The 16,747-nt window shown below is 74.9% G+C and carries 1 protein-coding gene and 1 pseudogene; both read left to right on the forward strand.

All coding sequences use genetic code 11. The features are described 5' to 3' along the window. Positions 1 to 39: 39 nt before the first annotated feature. Positions 40 to 11,562, forward strand: a complete 11,523-nt coding sequence (locus ABD223_RS24530; protein WP_344038810.1) for an SDR family NAD(P)-dependent oxidoreductase — start codon at positions 40 to 42, stop codon at positions 11,560 to 11,562. A 25-nt stretch (positions 11,563 to 11,587) separates the two neighbouring features. Continuing rightward, positions 11,588 to 16,738 (forward strand): annotated as a pseudogene (locus ABD223_RS24535) (SDR family NAD(P)-dependent oxidoreductase); the annotation flags it as partial. Between the last annotated feature and the right edge of the window lie 9 nt (positions 16,739 to 16,747).

Below are 16,747 nucleotides of genomic sequence, written 5' to 3' on the forward strand. Positions count from 1 at the left end.
CGTGCCGCCGGAGTCTCGGCGTCGACCTGGGAGGAATCCGTGCCGAACACGCACGCCGTCGCCGTCGTCGGCATGTCCTGCCGCCTGCCGGGCGCGCCGGACCTGGACGGTTTCTGGAGCCTGCTGCGCGACGGGAGGCACTCGATCGGCGTGGCTCCCGACGGCTCGGTCAGGGGCGCGCTCGACGACGTGACCGCGTTCGACGCCGATTTCTTCGGCATGTCCGCGCAGGAGGCAGCCGCCACCGATCCCGGCCAGCGGCTGGTGCTGGAACTGGGCTGGGAGGCGATCGAGGACGCGGGCGTCGCGCCCGACCGGCTGGCCGGCACCGCGACCGGCGTGTTCGTCGGCCTGACCAACGACGACTTCCCGGCGCTGGTGCGCGACGCGGGCGCCGTCACCGGTCACACGGCGGCCGGGCTCAACCGGGCGGTGGCGGCGAACCGGCTGTCGTACTTCCTCGGCCTGCGCGGCCCCAGCTTCACGGTCGACAGCGCCCAGTCGTCGTCACTGGTCGCCGTGCACGTGGCCGTGGAGAGCCTGGTGCGCGGCGAGTGCGCGACGGCGATCGCGGCCGGCGTGAACCTGGTTCTCGACCCCGGCAGCACGGAGCAGATGCGGCGCATGGGGGTCCTGTCGCCGGACGGCCGCTGCTACACGTTCGACGAGCGCGCCAACGGCTACGTCCGCGGCGAGGGCGGCGCCGCCGTGGTGCTCAAGCGGCTGGCCGACGCCGAGGCGGACGGCGACCGGATCTACGCGGTGATCAGGGGCAGCGCCGTCAACAACGACGGCGGTGGCCCCAGCCTGACCACGCCGAGCCAGGACGCGCAGGAGGCCGTGCTGAGGCAGGCGTACGAGCGGGCGCGCGTCGATCCCGCGGACGTGCGGTACGTCGAACTGCACGGCACGGGCACCCCGGCGGGCGACCCGGTGGAGGCGGCTGCCCTGGGAGCGGTGCTCGGCGCGGTGGAGGGCAGGTCCGAACCGCTGCGGGTGGGTTCGGTCAAGACCAACATCGGGCACCTCGAAGGCGCGGCCGGGATCGCCGGGCTCGTCAAGGCGGCGCTGTGCGTGCACCACGGCGAGGTGCCGCCGAGCCTGAACTTCCGCGCGGCCAACCACCGCATCCCCCTGCCGGAACTGGGTTTGCGGGTGCAGACGGACGTCGCCGAACTGGCGGGACCGCGGCTGGTCGGTGTGTCGGCGTTCGGCATGGGCGGCACCAACGCGCACGTCGTGCTCGCCGGCGCGACTCGTGCGGAACCGGGTGAGCGCGCGGACCTCCCCGTGGTGCCGCTCGTGCTGTCCGCGAAGTCGGTCGAGTCGCTGACCGAGCAGCGCGACCGGCTGTGGGCGCGGCTGCGCGGATCGGACGTGAACCTCACCGACGTGGGGTACACGCTCGCGACCACGCGCACGGTGTTCGCGCACCGCGCCGTCCTGCTGGGGGACGAGGAGTTCGCCGGACCTCCTGTCACCGGCGGGACCGCCTGGGTGTTCCCGGACACCGGCACGTGGCCCGCCGAGGTGATCGAGGCGCTGGTGGCGCTGTTCCCGGTGTTCGCCGCCCGGTGGGAGGAGTGCGGGCGGGCCCTGGGCCTGCTCGGTGTGGAGGACCGGGCGGTCCGGTGGGCCGCGGCGGTGTCGCTGGCCGCGCTGTGGCGTTCGTGGGGAGCGGAGCCGGACGCCGTGGTGGGGTGTCCGATCGCGGTGGCGGTGGTGACCGGGGCCATGTCGCTGGAAGAGGGAGCGCTCGCTGTCGCGGAGGACGGGACGGGTGGGCCCGCGGCCGCCGGAGTGCCGTCCGCACCCGGTCCCGCCGTCGTCTCCCGCCTGGCCGCCGAGGGCGTCCGCACCTTCCTCGAGATGTCCGCGGCACCCGTGTGGGCAGGGGAGATCGGCCAGGACTCGTGCCTCCTGCCGCTGGGCGGCGACCCGGTGCGCGCGGCCGCCCAGGTCTGGGTCCGGGGTGGTGAGGTGCGCTGGTCGGTGCTGTTCGAGGGCACCGGCGCGCGACGGGTGCGGCTGCCCGGGTACGCGTTCCAGCGCACGTCGCACGGGCTGGGAACGCGGCGGGCCGCGCGCGCGGACGCCGGTCTGCGCGGACTGACCGGTCCCGAGCTGAGGCACCGGCTGCGGGTGCTCGTCGCCGACGCGGTCGCCGGGGTGAGGGGTGCGGCGCCCGCCCTGGACTTCGAGGTGACCTTCGGGGAGCAGGGCCTCGACTCGATCGCCGCCGCCGACCTGCGCGCCGGGCTCGGCGACCTCGTCGGCCTGGAGCTGCCCGAGACGCTCGTCTACGACTGGCCGACGCCCGCCGCGCTCGTCGAGCACCTCGCCAGGACCCTGTCCGGTGAGGTGGTGCGGCCACCCGTCGCCGTCGAGCGCACCGGTGGGCCGATCGCGGTGGTCGGCATGGGGTGCCGGTTGCCGGGTGGTGTGTCCACGCCGGATGAGTTGTGGGAGTTGTTGGTGTCGGAGCGGGACGCGGTGGGCGCGTTCCCGTCCGACCGCGGCTGGGATTCCGGCGCCGTGGGCGGGTTCCTGCACGACGCGGGGGAGTTCGACGCGGGGTTCTTCGGGATTTCGCCGCGTGAGGCGGTGGCGATGGATCCGCAGCAGCGGTTGTTGCTGGAGGTGGCGTGGGAGGCGGTCGAGCGGGCCGGGGTCGATCCGAGGTCGTTGCGCGGCAGCAACACCGGTGTCTACCTGGGGCTGATGGCGCAGGAGTACGGGCCGCGCCTGCACGAAGCGGACCCCGACGGCGAGGGGTACCTGTTGACCGGGACCTCGGTCAGCGTCGCGTCGGGTCGGTTGTCGTACGTGTTGGGCCTGGAGGGTCCGGCGATCACCGTGGACACGGCGTGTTCGTCGTCGTTGGTGGCGTTGCACCTGGCTGTGAGGGCGTTGCGTTCGGGGGAGTGCGACGTGGCGTTGGCCGGTGGTGCGACGGTGATGGCCGAGCCGGGGATCTTCGTGGAGTTCGCCCGGCAGGGGGGTCTGGCGGCCGATGGTCGGTGCAAGGCCTTCTCCGACGACGCCGACGGCACGGGTTGGGCCGAAGGAGTCGGGGTCCTGATGCTCATGCGACTCCCGGACGCTCTCCGGCAGGGGCGTGAGGTGTTGGCCGTGGTGCGGGGTTCGGCGGTGAACCAGGACGGCGCGTCGAACGGCTTGACCGCGCCGAACGGTCCGTCGCAGGAGCGGGTGATCCGCGCGGCGCTCGACGATGCCGGATTGACCACCTCGGACGTCGATGCCGTGGAGGCGCACGGCACGGGCACGAGGCTCGGTGACCCGATCGAGGCCCAGGCCCTGCTGGCGACCTACGGCCAACGTGATCGGCCGGTGTGGTTGGGCTCGCTGAAGTCGAACATCGGGCACGCGCAGGCCGCTGCGGGGGTGGCCGGTGTGATCAAGATGGTGCTGGCGCTGCGGAACGGCGTGCTGCCCAGGACGTTGCACGTGGACCGGCCGACGTCGGTCGTGGACTGGTCGAGCGGCTCGGTCGAACTGCTGCGCTCCGCGCGGAAGTGGACGGGGGCCCGGCGCGCGGCGGTGTCGTCGTTCGGCATCAGCGGTACGAACGCGCACGTCGTGCTGGAAATGGCGCAGACGCCCGCGGTGCGCACGGGCACCCGCCCCCACGTGCTGCCGTGGGTGCTCTCCGGCCACACCGCGCGGGCGCTGGACGGGCAGCGCGACCGGTTGACGGAGTGGGTGCGAGACCAGGACTCCCTGGACGTCGGCTCCCGCCTCGCGACGGCCCGCGCCACTCTTCCCCACCGCGCGGTCGGGTTCTCCGGGCCTGATTTCGACGTGCGGGGCGACGGTGTGCTGGCGACCGGCCGCACCGCGTTCGTGTTTCCCGGCCAAGGGGCTCAGTGGGCCGGGATGGCCGCGGCGCTGCTCGACACCGAGCCCGTGTTCGCCACCCGTCTCGCCGAGTGCGCGGAAGCCCTCCAGCCACACGTGCCCTGGCCTGTCATGGACGCGCTGCGCGGCGGAGGCGCGGACCGCGCCGACGTCGTGCAGCCCCTGAGCTTCGCGGTGATGGTGTCGCTCGCCGAGGTGTGGCGTGCCTGGGGCGTCGTCCCGGGCGCCGTGGTCGGGCACAGCCAGGGCGAGGTGGCCGCGGCCGTCGTCGCGGGTGTGCTGTCGCTGGAGGACGGCGCCCGCGTCGTCGCCGCCCGGTCCCGGCTGATCACCGCCGCGCTGGCCGGCCGGGGCGGGATGGCGGCGGTCGAACTCGCCGAGGACCGCGTCACCGGGCTGATCGCGCCGTGGGCGCCGCGGCTGGCGATCGCCGTGGTCAACGGGCCCGGCTCGACGGTCGTGGCCGGTGATCCCGCGGCGCTGCGGGAACTGGTGGAGCAGTGCGCCCGGCAGGACGTGCGCGCACGGGTCGTCGCCGTCGATTACGCCTCGCACACCGATCAGGTCGACGTGGTCCGTGAAGACCTGCTGCGGGCGCTCGAAGGCATCGAGCCGCTGGCAGGCAGCCCGGTCTACTCCACCGTGGACGCGGCCGTGCGCGCGGGGGAGGACTTCGGCGCCGAGTACTGGTTCCGCAACCTGAGGGAACCGGTTCGCTTCCACGAGACCATGCGCCGCATGATGCACGACGGCTTCACCACGTTCGTCGAGGTGTCCAGCCACCCGGTGCTGGTGCCGGCCGTCGAGCAGACGGCGGAGCGCACCCTGCCCGACCAGGCGGTGTGCGTGGTCGGCTCGATCAGGCGCGACGACGGCGGCGTGGACCGCCTCGCCCGGTCGGCGGCCGAGGGCTGGGTGCGGGGACTGGGTGTCGACTGGTCCCGGTTCTACGCGGGGAGCGGCGCCGCAGCGGTGGACCTGCCCACCTACGCGTTCCAGCGCACGCGGTACTGGCGCAGGTCCGCGCGCGCGGCGGCGGCGCCGGACGGCCTGCGGTACGGCGTGGAGTGGCGGCCGTGGAACTGCCCGGCGACCACCGCTTCCGGGCCGTGGGTGGTGCTCGCCGACGAGGACGACCGCGCGGACCTGCTGATGGCGAAGCTCGGCGCGGACGCCGTGCGGTTGCCGCTCCGTGCCGAGCGGCTGGCCGGCGCCGTCACCGAGGGCGCGGTCGTGGTCGCGCTGCTCCCGGACGGCTCGGCGACCGCGGTGGAACTGGTGCGGGCGGTGGCCGGGCTCGCCGTCGACTGCCGCTTGTGGGTGGTCACGCGAGACGCACGGGTTCAGGCGATCGGCCGGATCGCGCAGCTCGAACTGCCGGACCGGTGGGGCGGCGTGGTCGAACTGCCCGCCGACCCGGACGAACGGGTGGTCGACCTGCTCGTCTCCGCGCTGGCGAACACGCACGAGCGCGAGGTCGCGATCTCGCCGGACGGCGCGCGGGTCCGCCGGGTCGTGCGCGCACCCGGCGGCGCGCGCCGAGGCCGGCGGCCCAGTGGGACAGCGCTCGTCACGGGTGGCACCGGCGCGCTGGGATCACGGGTCGCGCGCTGGCTCGCCGGAGCGGGCGCCGACCACCTCGTGCTGCTCAGCAGGCGGGGAGGCGAGGCGCCGGGCGCACCGGAGCTGCGGGCCGAGATCGAGGCGCTGGGGGCCGCTGTCACGTTCGCGGCCTGCGACGTGACGTGCCGGGACGACCTGGCGGCGGTGCTCGCGGAGCACCGGCCGCGGCTGCTCTTCCACGCGGCGGGGGTGTTGGCCGACGGCACGCTCGCGACGCTGACCCCGGACGACCTCGCCGTCGCGTCCGCCCCGAAGTCGGATGCCGCCCGTCACCTGCACGAACTGACGCAGGGGATGGACCTGGACGCGTTCGTGCTGTTCTCCTCGATCACCGGGGTGTGGGGCAACGCCGGTCAGGCGGCCTACGCGGCGGCCAACGCCGAGCTCGACCAGCTCGCTGAACAGCGGCGGGCCGCCGGACTGCCCGCCACGTCGATCGCGTGGGGGCCCTGGGCCGGCGCCGGGATGGCGCACGGCGCGGGACAACGGACGTTCCTCGAACAGGGTGTCGTGCCGCTCGACCCCGCCGTGGCGATGAGCGCGCTGGCCGCCGCGTTCGACCGCGACGACACCTGCGTGACGATCGCCGACGTCGACTGGCCGAGGTTCCTCCAGACGCGCGCCGGGCAGACCGCCGCGTTCGAGGACTTCCACCCGGCGGACCAACCGGCGCGGCCGGAATCGAGGCTCGCGGAGTCGCTGGCCGGCCTCACCGACGCCGAACGCCGCCGGCGCGTGCTGGACCTGGTCCGCACCGAGGCGACCGCGGTGCTCCGGCTGGATCCCGGCGCACCGGTGCCGGCCGACGTGGCGTTCCGCGCGTCCGGGTTCGACTCGCTGACCGCCGTCGAGCTGCGCACCAGGCTGCGGGCCGCCACCGGGCTGCCGCTGCCGACCACCGCGGTGTTCGACCACCCGACCCCGGTGGCCTTGGCGGAGCACCTGCTGGCGGGGATCGGCGCGACCGCACCCGTCGTGACCGCGCCCGTCGCGAGCTCTCCCGTCACGACGGGGCGAGGTGGGCCGATCGCGGTGGTCGGCATGGGGTGTCGGTTGCCGGGTGGTGTGTCCGCGCCGGATGAGTTGTGGGAGTTGTTGGTGTCGGAGCGGGACGCGGTGGGCGCGTTCCCGTCCGACCGCGGCTGGGACGCCGAAGGTGCCGGTGGCTTCCTGTATGACGCGGGGGAGTTCGATGCGGGGTTCTTCGGGATTTCGCCGCGTGAGGCGGTGGCGATGGATCCGCAGCAGCGGTTGTTGCTGGAGGTGGCGTGGGAGGCGGTCGAGCGGGCCGGGGTCGATCCGAGGTCGTTGCGCGGCAGCAACACCGGTGTGTACGTCGGCATGACCCACCAGGACTACGGGGCCCGTATGCACGAGGCGGATCCCGATCAGGAAGGACACGTGCTGACGGGGACGTCGGTCAGTGTCGCGTCGGGTCGGTTGTCGTACGTGTTGGGCCTGGAGGGTCCGGCGATCACGGTGGACACGGCGTGTTCGTCGTCGTTGGTGGCGTTGCACCTGGCTGTGAGGGCGTTGCGTTCGGGTGAGTGCGATGCGGCGTTGGCCGGTGGTGCGACGGTGATGGCCGAGCCGGGGATCTTCGTGGAGTTCGCCCGGCAGGGGGGTCTGGCGGCCGATGGTCGGTGCAAGGCCTTCTCCGACGACGCCGACGGCACGGGTTGGGCCGAGGGCGTCGGTGTTCTGATGCTCATGCGACTCGCCGATGCCGTGGAACAAGGTCGCCAGGTGCTGGCGGTGGTGCGGGGTTCGGCGGTGAACCAGGACGGCGCGTCGAACGGATTGACCGCGCCGAACGGTCCGTCGCAGGAGCGGGTGATCCGCGCGGCGCTCGACGATGCCGGATTGACCACCTCGGATGTCGATGCCGTGGAGGCGCACGGCACGGGCACGAAACTCGGCGACCCCATCGAGGCCCAGGCGATCCTCGCGACCTACGGCCAACGTGATCGGCCGGTGTGGTTGGGCTCGTTGAAGTCGAACATCGGGCACGCGCAGGCCGCTGCGGGGGTGGCCGGTGTGATCAAGATGGTGCTGGCGCTGCGGAACGGCGTGTTGCCCAGGACGTTGCACGTGGACCGGCCGACGTCGGTCGTGGACTGGTCGAGCGGCTCGGTCGAACTGCTGCGCTCCGCGCGGAAGTGGCGGGACCAGGACGGGCCGCGCCGGGCAGGGGTGTCGGCGTTCGGCGTCAGCGGCACCAACGCGCACGTCGTCCTCGAAGAAGCTCCGGAACCCGCCACCAGGACAGCACCGCGACGACTGCTGCCCGTCGTGCCGTGGGTGCTCTCCGGTCACACGGAGAAGGCGCTGGCGGACCGGAAGAGCGGTCTCGCCGCCCACCTCGACGCCGACGTGGACGCGCACGACGTCGGTCGTTCCCTCGCGGTCTCGCGCGGCGGAGGACGGCACCGCGAGGTCGTGCTCGTGCGCGACACCGCACGCGGGATCGAGGCGCTGGGTGCGGCGCGGTCCGGGGCGATCAGCGGTGAGGCGCTCGCCGATCCGTCGCTGGGCCTGCTGTTCACCGGCCAGGGCAGCCAGCGCGCGGGCATGGCGAGCGAGCTGTACGAGGAACTGCCGGTGTTCGCGCGGGCCCTGGACGAGGTCGCGGAGTGGTGCGACCCGCTGCTGGACCGGTCGTTGCGCACCGTGCTGTTCGCCGCGCCGGGCACACCGGAGGCGGACCTGCTGGACCGCACCGAGTACGCCCAGCCCGCCCTGTTCGCGGTCGAGGTCGCGACGGCGCGCCTGCTCGGCCACTGGGGCGTGCGTCCCGAGGTCGTGCTCGGCCACTCCGTCGGCGAGATCGCCGCCGCGCACGTCGCCGGTGTGTTCGACCTGCGCGACGCGTGTGCGCTGATCGCCGCCAGGGGCCGTCTCATGCAGGCCATGCCCGAGGGCGGCGTGATGATCGCGCTGGCCGCCGGTGAGGACGAGGTCGCCGCGAAGCTCGCGGGCCGGGAGCACGAGCTGTCCCTCGCGGCCGTGAACGCCCCCGGCGCCGTCGTGATCTCCGGCCGCGCGGACGCCGCCGAGGCCGTGGCGCGGGAGTTCCCCAGCAGGTCCGTGCGGCGGCTCAAGGTGAGCCACGCCTTCCACTCCCCGGACGTGGACGGGATGCTCGGCGAGTTCCGCGCGGTCGCCGAGCGGCTGGACTACCGGCCCGCGGAGATCGCCGTGGTGTCGAACGTGACGGGCCGGATCGCCGGGCGCGCCGAGCTCTCCCGCGCCGACTACTGGGTGCGGCACGTCCGTGAACCCGTCCGCTTCCACGCGGGCGTGCGGGCGGCTTTCGCCCACGGCGTCAGCACGTTCGTCGAGACCGGACCGGCGCCGGTGCTCAGCGGGTTGGTGAGCCGGTGCCTCGACGACTGCCCGGACGTGGTCGCGGTGCCCGCGCACCGGCCTGGCACGCCTGCCACGTCCACGGCGCTCGCCGCCGTCGCGACCGCGTACGTCCGCGGTGCGCCGGTGGACTGGGCGGCGGTGTTCGACGGCACCGGCGACGGCGTCGCGGACCTGCCGACGACCCCGTTCCAGCGGCAGCGCTACTGGGCACCGGCCCGGCGGGCCCGCCGGGATCGCGCGGAGCACCCGTTCCTGACCACGACGACGACGCTGGCCGACGGTTCCCGGCTCTGCCTGGGCGCACTGGCCCTGAGCACGCACCCGTGGCTCGCGGACCACGCGGTCGGCGGCGCGATCCTGGTGCCCGGCACGGCCGTGGTCGAGATGGCCGCGTTCGCCGCGGCGTCGGCGGGAGCACCGCGCATCGCCGAGCTGACGCTGGAAGCACCGCTGGTGGTGCCCGGGGAGGGCGGGGTGCGGTTGCAGGTGGTGGTCGACGCGCAACGGGAACTGACCGTCCACTCCGGCACCGGCGACGACTGGGTCCGCCACGCGGTCGCCCGGGTCGAACCCGGCGCGGCGGAGCCCGCCGACACGCGGTGGGCGGAGGTGTGGCCGCCACCCGGCGCACACGCGGCCGAACCGGACTCGCTGTACCGGCGGTTCGCGGCCGCGGGGTACGACTACGGTCCCGCGTTCACCGGTGTCGCCGGACTGTGGCACACCGCCGACGAGGTGTTCGCGGAGGTATCTCCGCGGCAGGGGGACTCCCACCTGGTGCACCCCGCGGTGCTGGACGCCGCGCTGCAACCGTGGTTCGACCTGATCGGGGACGCGCCGCTGCTCCCGTTCGGCTGGGAGGGCGTGACCCTGAACGGCGGGAGCGAAGGTCCGCTGCGGGTGCGGGTGCGGCGCACCGGTCCGTCCGCCGTCTCGCTGACCGCTGTCGATCGCGAGTCGCGGCTGGTGTGCGCGGTGGACTCCGTCGTGCTGCTGCCCCACCGGGCGAACGTGCCGCCGCTGTACGAGGTGACCTGGTCGGCCACCGGACTGAGCGGTGGCGGGGCGACCGACGTGCTGGTGGCGCCGCGCTGTCCCGAAGTGGACGCCGGACGTGTCCGGGAGGCGGTCGCGGAGGTGTTCGCGAGGCTGCGGGAGTGGTTGGAGGCACCACGGCACGACGCCCGCCTCGTGGTCGTGACCGAACGGGCCGTCTCCGTCGCCGGCGAGGACGTGGTGGACCTCGCGGGGGCCGCGGTGTGGGGTCTGGTGCGGTCCGCGCAGACCGAGCACCCCGGCCGGATCGTGCTGGCCGACCACGACGGAACGGAGGCCTCGCTCGCCCTCCTGTCGTCGGAGCTGCCGGACCAGGTGGCGCTGCGGGAGGGCGTGGCACTGGTCCCGTCGCTCGCGGTGGCGCCCGCCGCACCGGCAACCCCGGTGGACCCCGGCGGCACGGCGGTGATCTCCGGCGGCACCGGCGCGCTCGGCTCGGCCGTCGCCCGGCACCTCGTCACCGAGCACGGCGTGCGGGACCTCGTGCTGCTGAGCCGGACCGGCGGAGGCGAGTCCCTGGTCGCGGACCTGGCCGCCCTCGGGGCCGACGCGTCGGTGGTCCGCTGCGACGCCGCTGATCGCGCCGGGCTCGCCGAGGTGCTGGCGGCGGTGAGGAAGCCGGTGACCACGGTCGTGCACGCGGCGGGTGTCGTCGAGGACGGACCGGTGACGACAGCGGACCCCGCCGCCCTCGACCGGGTGCTGCTCCCCAAGGTCGACGGCGCGTTCAACCTGCACGAGCTCACGGCGGACTCACCGGTGTCGACCTTCGTGCTGTTCTCCGCCGCCGGGGGGATCGTCGGCAACGCGGGGCAGTCGTTCTACTCGGCGGCGAACGCGGCGCTGGACGCGCTGGCGTGCCGTCGTGCGGTGGCCGGACTGCCCGCGGTCTCGCTCGCGTGGGGCGTGTGGGGCGACGGCATGGCGTCCCGGCTCGCCGCACCGGACCTGCACCGCCTGTCCCGCAGCGGGTTCGTGCCCCTGACGACGGGCGAGGGGCTCGCGTTGTTCGACGCGGCCGCGCGCGGGCAACGGCCGGTGGTCGTGGCCGCGCGGCTCGACCTGGCCGCGCTGCGCCGGTCCGCGGTCGCCGGGGAACCGGCGCCGTGGCTGCTGCGCGAGTTGGCGGGCACCACGACGAGGCGTCCGGCGACGGCCGTTCCGACGGACGTGCGGGACCTGGAACGGCTGGTGCGAGCGGAAGCGTCCGCCTCGTTGGGGCACGGCGACCCGCTGGCCGTCGCGGCCGGCGCGGAGTTCAGGGGCGCGGGGTTCGACTCGCTCTCGGCCGTCGAGCTGCGCAACCGGCTGGCGGCGATCACCGGGCTGCGGCTGCCGTCCACCGTCGTGTTCGACCACTCGACACCTCGCGCGCTCGCCCGGCACCTGGCGGACCTGCTCGGTGGCCGCGACCACGAACTGGCGGGCGACGAGGCGTTGCGCACCGCCGACGCGCTGGCGGCGGCCGTGGCGGGCATGTCCGGCACGGACATCAGGCGCGACGTGCTGGCGAGGCGCCTGCGCGAGGTGCTGCTGGAACTGGACCACGCCCGGCCGGAGGAGGAACACGTCGCCGACCGGCTGGCCGGCGCGTCCGACGACGAACTGTTCGCCTTCATCGACGAGCAGCTGTGAACCGGGAACGGGGGTAGCGGGGATGAGCGACGACAAGATTCGCAACTACCTCAAGCGGGTGACGGCGGAACTGCACGGGACCCGGCAGCGGCTCGCCGCGCTGGAGGAACGCGACCACGAACCGATCGCCGTCATCGGCATGGGGTGCCGCCTGCCCGGCGGGGTGTCGAGCCCGGACGACCTGTGGCGGCTGCTCGACACCGGCGCCGACGCCGTGTCCGGGTTCCCCACCGATCGCGGCTGGGACCTGGACGCGCTCTACAGCGCCGACCCCGACCGGCCCGGCACCGTGTACTCGCGCGAGGGCGGTTTCCTGCACGACTGCGCGGAGTTCGACGCGGAGTTCTTCGGCATCAGCCCGCGTGAGGCGCTGGCGATGGACCCGCAGCAACGCCTGTTGCTGGAGACCTCCTGGGAGACGGTCGAACGGGCCGGCATCGACCCGTCGGACCTGCGCGGTTCCCGCACCGGCGCCTACGTCGGCGTGATGTACCACGACTACGGCTCCCGGATCGGCGTCACGCCCCCGGGCATGGAGGGCTACCTCGTCAACGGCAGCGCCGGGAGCATCGCCTCCGGCCGGATCGCCTACGCGCTGGGGCTGGAGGGTCCCGCCGTCACCGTGGACACCGCCTGCTCCTCGTCCCTGGTCTCGCTCCACCTCGCGGCGCGCGCGTTGCGCTCGGGTGAGTGCGACCTCGCGCTCGCGGGCGGCGCCACCGTGCTGGCCACGCCGGCGATGCTGATCGACTTCGCCCGGTTGCGCGGACTCGCGGCGGACGGCAGGTGCAAGCCGTTCGCGCAGGCGGCCGACGGCACGAGCTTCGCCGAGGGAGTCGGCCTGGTGCTGCTGGAACGCCTCGGCGACGCGCTCCGCAACGGCCGCCCCGTGCTCGGCGTGATCTCCGGCGGCGCGATCAACCAGGACGGCGCCAGCAACGGCCTGACCGCGCCCAGCGGTCCTGCGCAGGAACGCGTCATCCGGGCCGCCCTCGCCGCCGCGCGCCTGGCCCCGGACGAGGTCGACGCGGTCGAGGCGCACGGCACCGGCACACGGCTCGGCGACCCGATCGAGGCGCGGGCGCTGCTCGCGACCTACGGCCGGGGGAGGGAGGCGGGTCTGCCGCTCTGGCTGGGGTCGCTGAAGTCGAACATCGGCCACACCCAGGCCGCCGCCGGTGTGGCGGGGGTGATGAAGATGCTGCTGGCCATGCGTCACGGCCGGTTGCCGCGCACCCTGCACGTCGACCGGCCGTCGGAGCAGGTCGACTGGGACTCCGGCGCCGTGCGGCTGCTGACCGAGCCGAGGGACTGGCCGGTGACCGGCAGGCCGCGCCGGGCCGCCGTGTCCTCGTTCGGCGCGAGCGGCACCAACGCGCACCTGGTGCTGGAGGCGGCGCCCGAGGCGGCGGCGGGCGGGCCGGAGGTGCCCGGTCCTCACCTGTGGCCGTTGTCCGCGCGGGACGCCGCCGCCCTCCGCGACCACGCGGACCGGCTGCGCCGGCACCTGTCACCGGAGCACGACGCCGCCGCGGTGAGCCGCGCGCTCGGCCGCCGCACGGCGTTCTCCCACCGCGCCGTGGTGCTCGGCCGGTCCGGCGCCGAGCTGGCGGACGCGCTCGCCGGCCTGGCCGCGGGCGTTCCCGACGAACGGCTGGTGCGCGGCAGGGCACGCGAGGGCAGGCGGGCGGGATACCTGTTCACCGGCCAGGGCAGTCAGCGCGTGGGCGCCGGACGGGAGTGGTACGAGCGGTACCCGGTGTTCCGGGACGCGCTGGACGGCTGGGCCGAAGCCTTCGCGCGGCACTCGGTGCCGGGCCTGCGCGAGGTGATGTTCGGCGACGAGGTCCTGCTGCACCGCACCGAGTACACGCAGCCCGCCCTGTTCGCGCTGGAGGCGTCGCTGGCGGAGCTGCTGCGCAGCTGGGGTACCAGGCCGGAGGCGGTGCTGGGCCACTCGATCGGCGAGGTCGTCGCGGCGCACGTCGCCGGCGTCCTCCCCGCGGACGGCGCCGCCGCGCTCGTGGCCGCCCGGGGCAGGTTGATGGGCGCACTGCCCGCGGAGGGCGCGATGGCCGCGGTCAACGCGCCGGCTCGTGCGCTGGAGGAGCTCGTGGCGGACGGACGCGTCGGCGTGGCGGCGGTGAACGGTCCGAGCTCGACCGTCCTCTCCGGGCCTGCCGAGGCGGTCGAGGCCGTCCTCGCCCGGTGCGCCGAACGCGGCTACCGGGCCAAACGCCTGGCGGTGAGCCACGCGTTCCACTCGCCGTTGATGGACCCGGTGCTGGCGGAGTTCGCCGAGGTGGCCGCGGGGATCGACTACAGCCCGCCGCGGATCCCGGTGTTCTCCACCCTGACCGGTGGCCTGGCGGGCCCGGAGCTGTGCGCTCCCGGCCACTGGGTGCGCCAGGTGCGTGACACCGTGCGGTTCCACGACGGCCTGCGCGCGTTGCTCGACAGCGGTGTCGACGTGCTCTTCGAACTCGGCCCGGACGCCGCGCTGAGCACGATGGCGGAGGAGTTCACCACCGAACCGGTGCTCCTGCTGCCCGTCGCCCGGCGCGGCCGCGACGTGCTGCACCGGGCCCTCGCGACCGCCCACGCGAACGGCCTGGACCTGGATCTCGCCGCGCACAGCGGCGACGGACCCGCGGCCGACCTGCCCACGTACCCGTTCCGGCGCCGCCGCTACTGGCTGTCCGAGCGGGCGGGCCACCCGTTGCTCACCGCGACGCTCGACCGCCCGGACGGCCTGGGGTCCACGAGCACGGGCCACGTGGACCCGGCGACCCTGCCGTGGCTGTCCGGCCACCGCGTGGAAGGCCGCGTCGTGGTGCCCGGCACCGCGTTGCTCGACCTCGCGCTGCACGACGGAGACGTCGCCGAACTCCTGCTCGAACAACCGCTGGAGATCACCGCGCGAACCGAACTGCGGATCACCCGCGACGCCCGGCCGGACGGCGCCACCGCCTTCGCCGTCTTCTCCCGCGCCGGCACGTCGACCTGGCTCCGCCACGCGTCCGGCACGCTCGCCGAGGTCACCGCCCCCTCGCCGCCGACGGGCGCCTGGCCGCCGGCCGACGCCGAGCCCGTCCCGCTGCCCGACCTCGCCGCGCGGGTGCCGGGCACGGTGGAGTACGGGCCGGAGTTCGAGGGCGTGGGCGCGGTGTGGCGCCGCGGCCACGAACTCTTCGCCGAGGTCAGGCTCCCCGACGACGTCCCGGACGACGCCCACGCCCTGCACCCGGCGCTGCTGGACGCCGCACTGCGCCCGATCCTGCTGCTGGGCGAACGACGCGAGCGCGCCGTGCTGCCGTTCTCATGGCGAGACGTGCGGGTGTTCGCCCGAGGGGCTCGTTTCGTCCGCGTGCGACTCACCGACCTGGGCGCGGACTCCGTGTCCGTGCACGTCGCCGACGAGCACGGCTCACCGGTGCTCACCGCGGGAGCCCTGACCGTGCGCGAGTCGGGCCGCCCCGCGTCCCCGCTCCACCTGCTGGACTGGACCCCGCTACCGGTCGGCGAGCCCCGCGTCCACGACCACGTCGTGCGGGTGGACGCGTCGGGAACCGGACCGGAGGAGGCGCACCGGGCCTGCGAGTCGGTGCTGGAGGTGGTGCGGGACTGGCTGCGGGAGGACCGGGGCGCGGCCCGCCTGGTGGTGGTGACCAGCGGGGCCGTGGACACCGGATCCGGCGCCGGGAACCTCGCGGGGGCCGCGGTGTGGGGTCTGGTGCGGTCGGCGCGGACGGAGCACCCCGAGCGGATCGCGTTGGTGGACCTGGACGAGAGCGCCGGCGGGCTGGACCTGGCGCTGGGCGCGGGGACGGACGAGGTCGCGGTGCGCGACGGCGTGGTGCTGGGGCCCGTGCTGCGCCGGGCCCGGGAGGTGCGGGAAGGAGGGGAAGGGCCTCTCGCGGCGGCTTCCGGGGACCCGGCGATCTCCACCGCCGTCGCCTTCGGCGGCACCGTCCTCGTCACCGGCGGGCTCGGCGCCCTCGGCCGAGAGCTCGCCCTGCACCTGGTCCGTGCCCACGGCGCCCGGCGCCTCCTGCTCGCGGGCCGGTCCGACCCCGCCCACGACCCCTCCGCCGAGCTCGCCGGCCTCGGCGCCACCGTCACCACCGCCCGCTGCGACATAGCCGACCGCGACCAGGTCGCCGCTCTGCTGGCGTCCGTCCCGCCCGAGCACCCGCTGACCGCCGTGGTCCACCTCGCCGGCGTGCTCGACGACGCCCCCGTCACGGACCTCACCGCCGAACGGGTGTCCGGGGTGCTGCGCCCCAAGGTCGACGGCGCCTGGCACCTGCACGAGCTGACCGAGTCGTCAGGACCGGCGTTCGTGCTCTTCTCCTCCGCCGCGGGCGTGCTCGGCACCGCGGGTCAGGCCGGTTACGCGGCAGCCAACTCCTACCTCGACGCGTTCGCCGGCTGGCGGGCCCGCCGGGGGCTCGCCACGCTCTCGCTCGGCTGGGGACCGTGGTCCGCCGGCATGGCCGGCGCGCTCGCGAACGCGGACGCGGCGAGGCTGCGCAGGTCCGGGCTCGTCGCGATGGAGCCGGCCGAGGCGCTGCGGGCGTTGGACGCCGCGCTCGCCCAACCGCTTCCCGTCGTGTGGCCCGTGCGCGTCGACCTGGCGGGGAGCGACCCGGGCACGGTTCCGGCGGTCCTGCGGGCGCGGACCGGCACGCCACCGGTCGTCGCGGAGCCCGCTGTGCACGGCAGGGCCGACGTCGAGTCCGCTGTCCGGCAGGAGATCGCTTTCGTGCTCGGACACGGGTCGGCGGGCGCGGTGGACATGGGCAGGTCGTTCAAGGAGGCCGGGTTCGACTCGCTGACCGCGGTGGAGTTCCGCAACCGCCTGGCCGCCCGCACCGGCGTGCGGCTGGCCGCGACCGCCGTCTTCGACCACCCCACGCCGGCCGAGCTGGTCGAGTTCGTCGTCGCGGAGGGCGGGGTGCCGCGGGAGGACCTCGGCGCGGTGATGGAGCTGATCGACCGCGTGCGCGACCGGGTGTCGGCGCTCGATGGCGGCGGCCGCGACCAGGTGGTCGCACGGCTCGGCGACGTGCTGGCCGAGCTGGCGCCGTCCACCCCGGAACCGATGGCACGGCACCTGCTGGAGGCGTCCGAGGACGAGCTGTTCCGGTTGCTGGACAACGACTTCAAGCTGTGAAAGCGGCGA

Source organism: Saccharothrix xinjiangensis (assembly GCF_039527585.1).
In the GTDB taxonomy this organism is placed as follows: domain Bacteria; phylum Actinomycetota; class Actinomycetes; order Mycobacteriales; family Pseudonocardiaceae; genus Actinosynnema; species Actinosynnema xinjiangensis.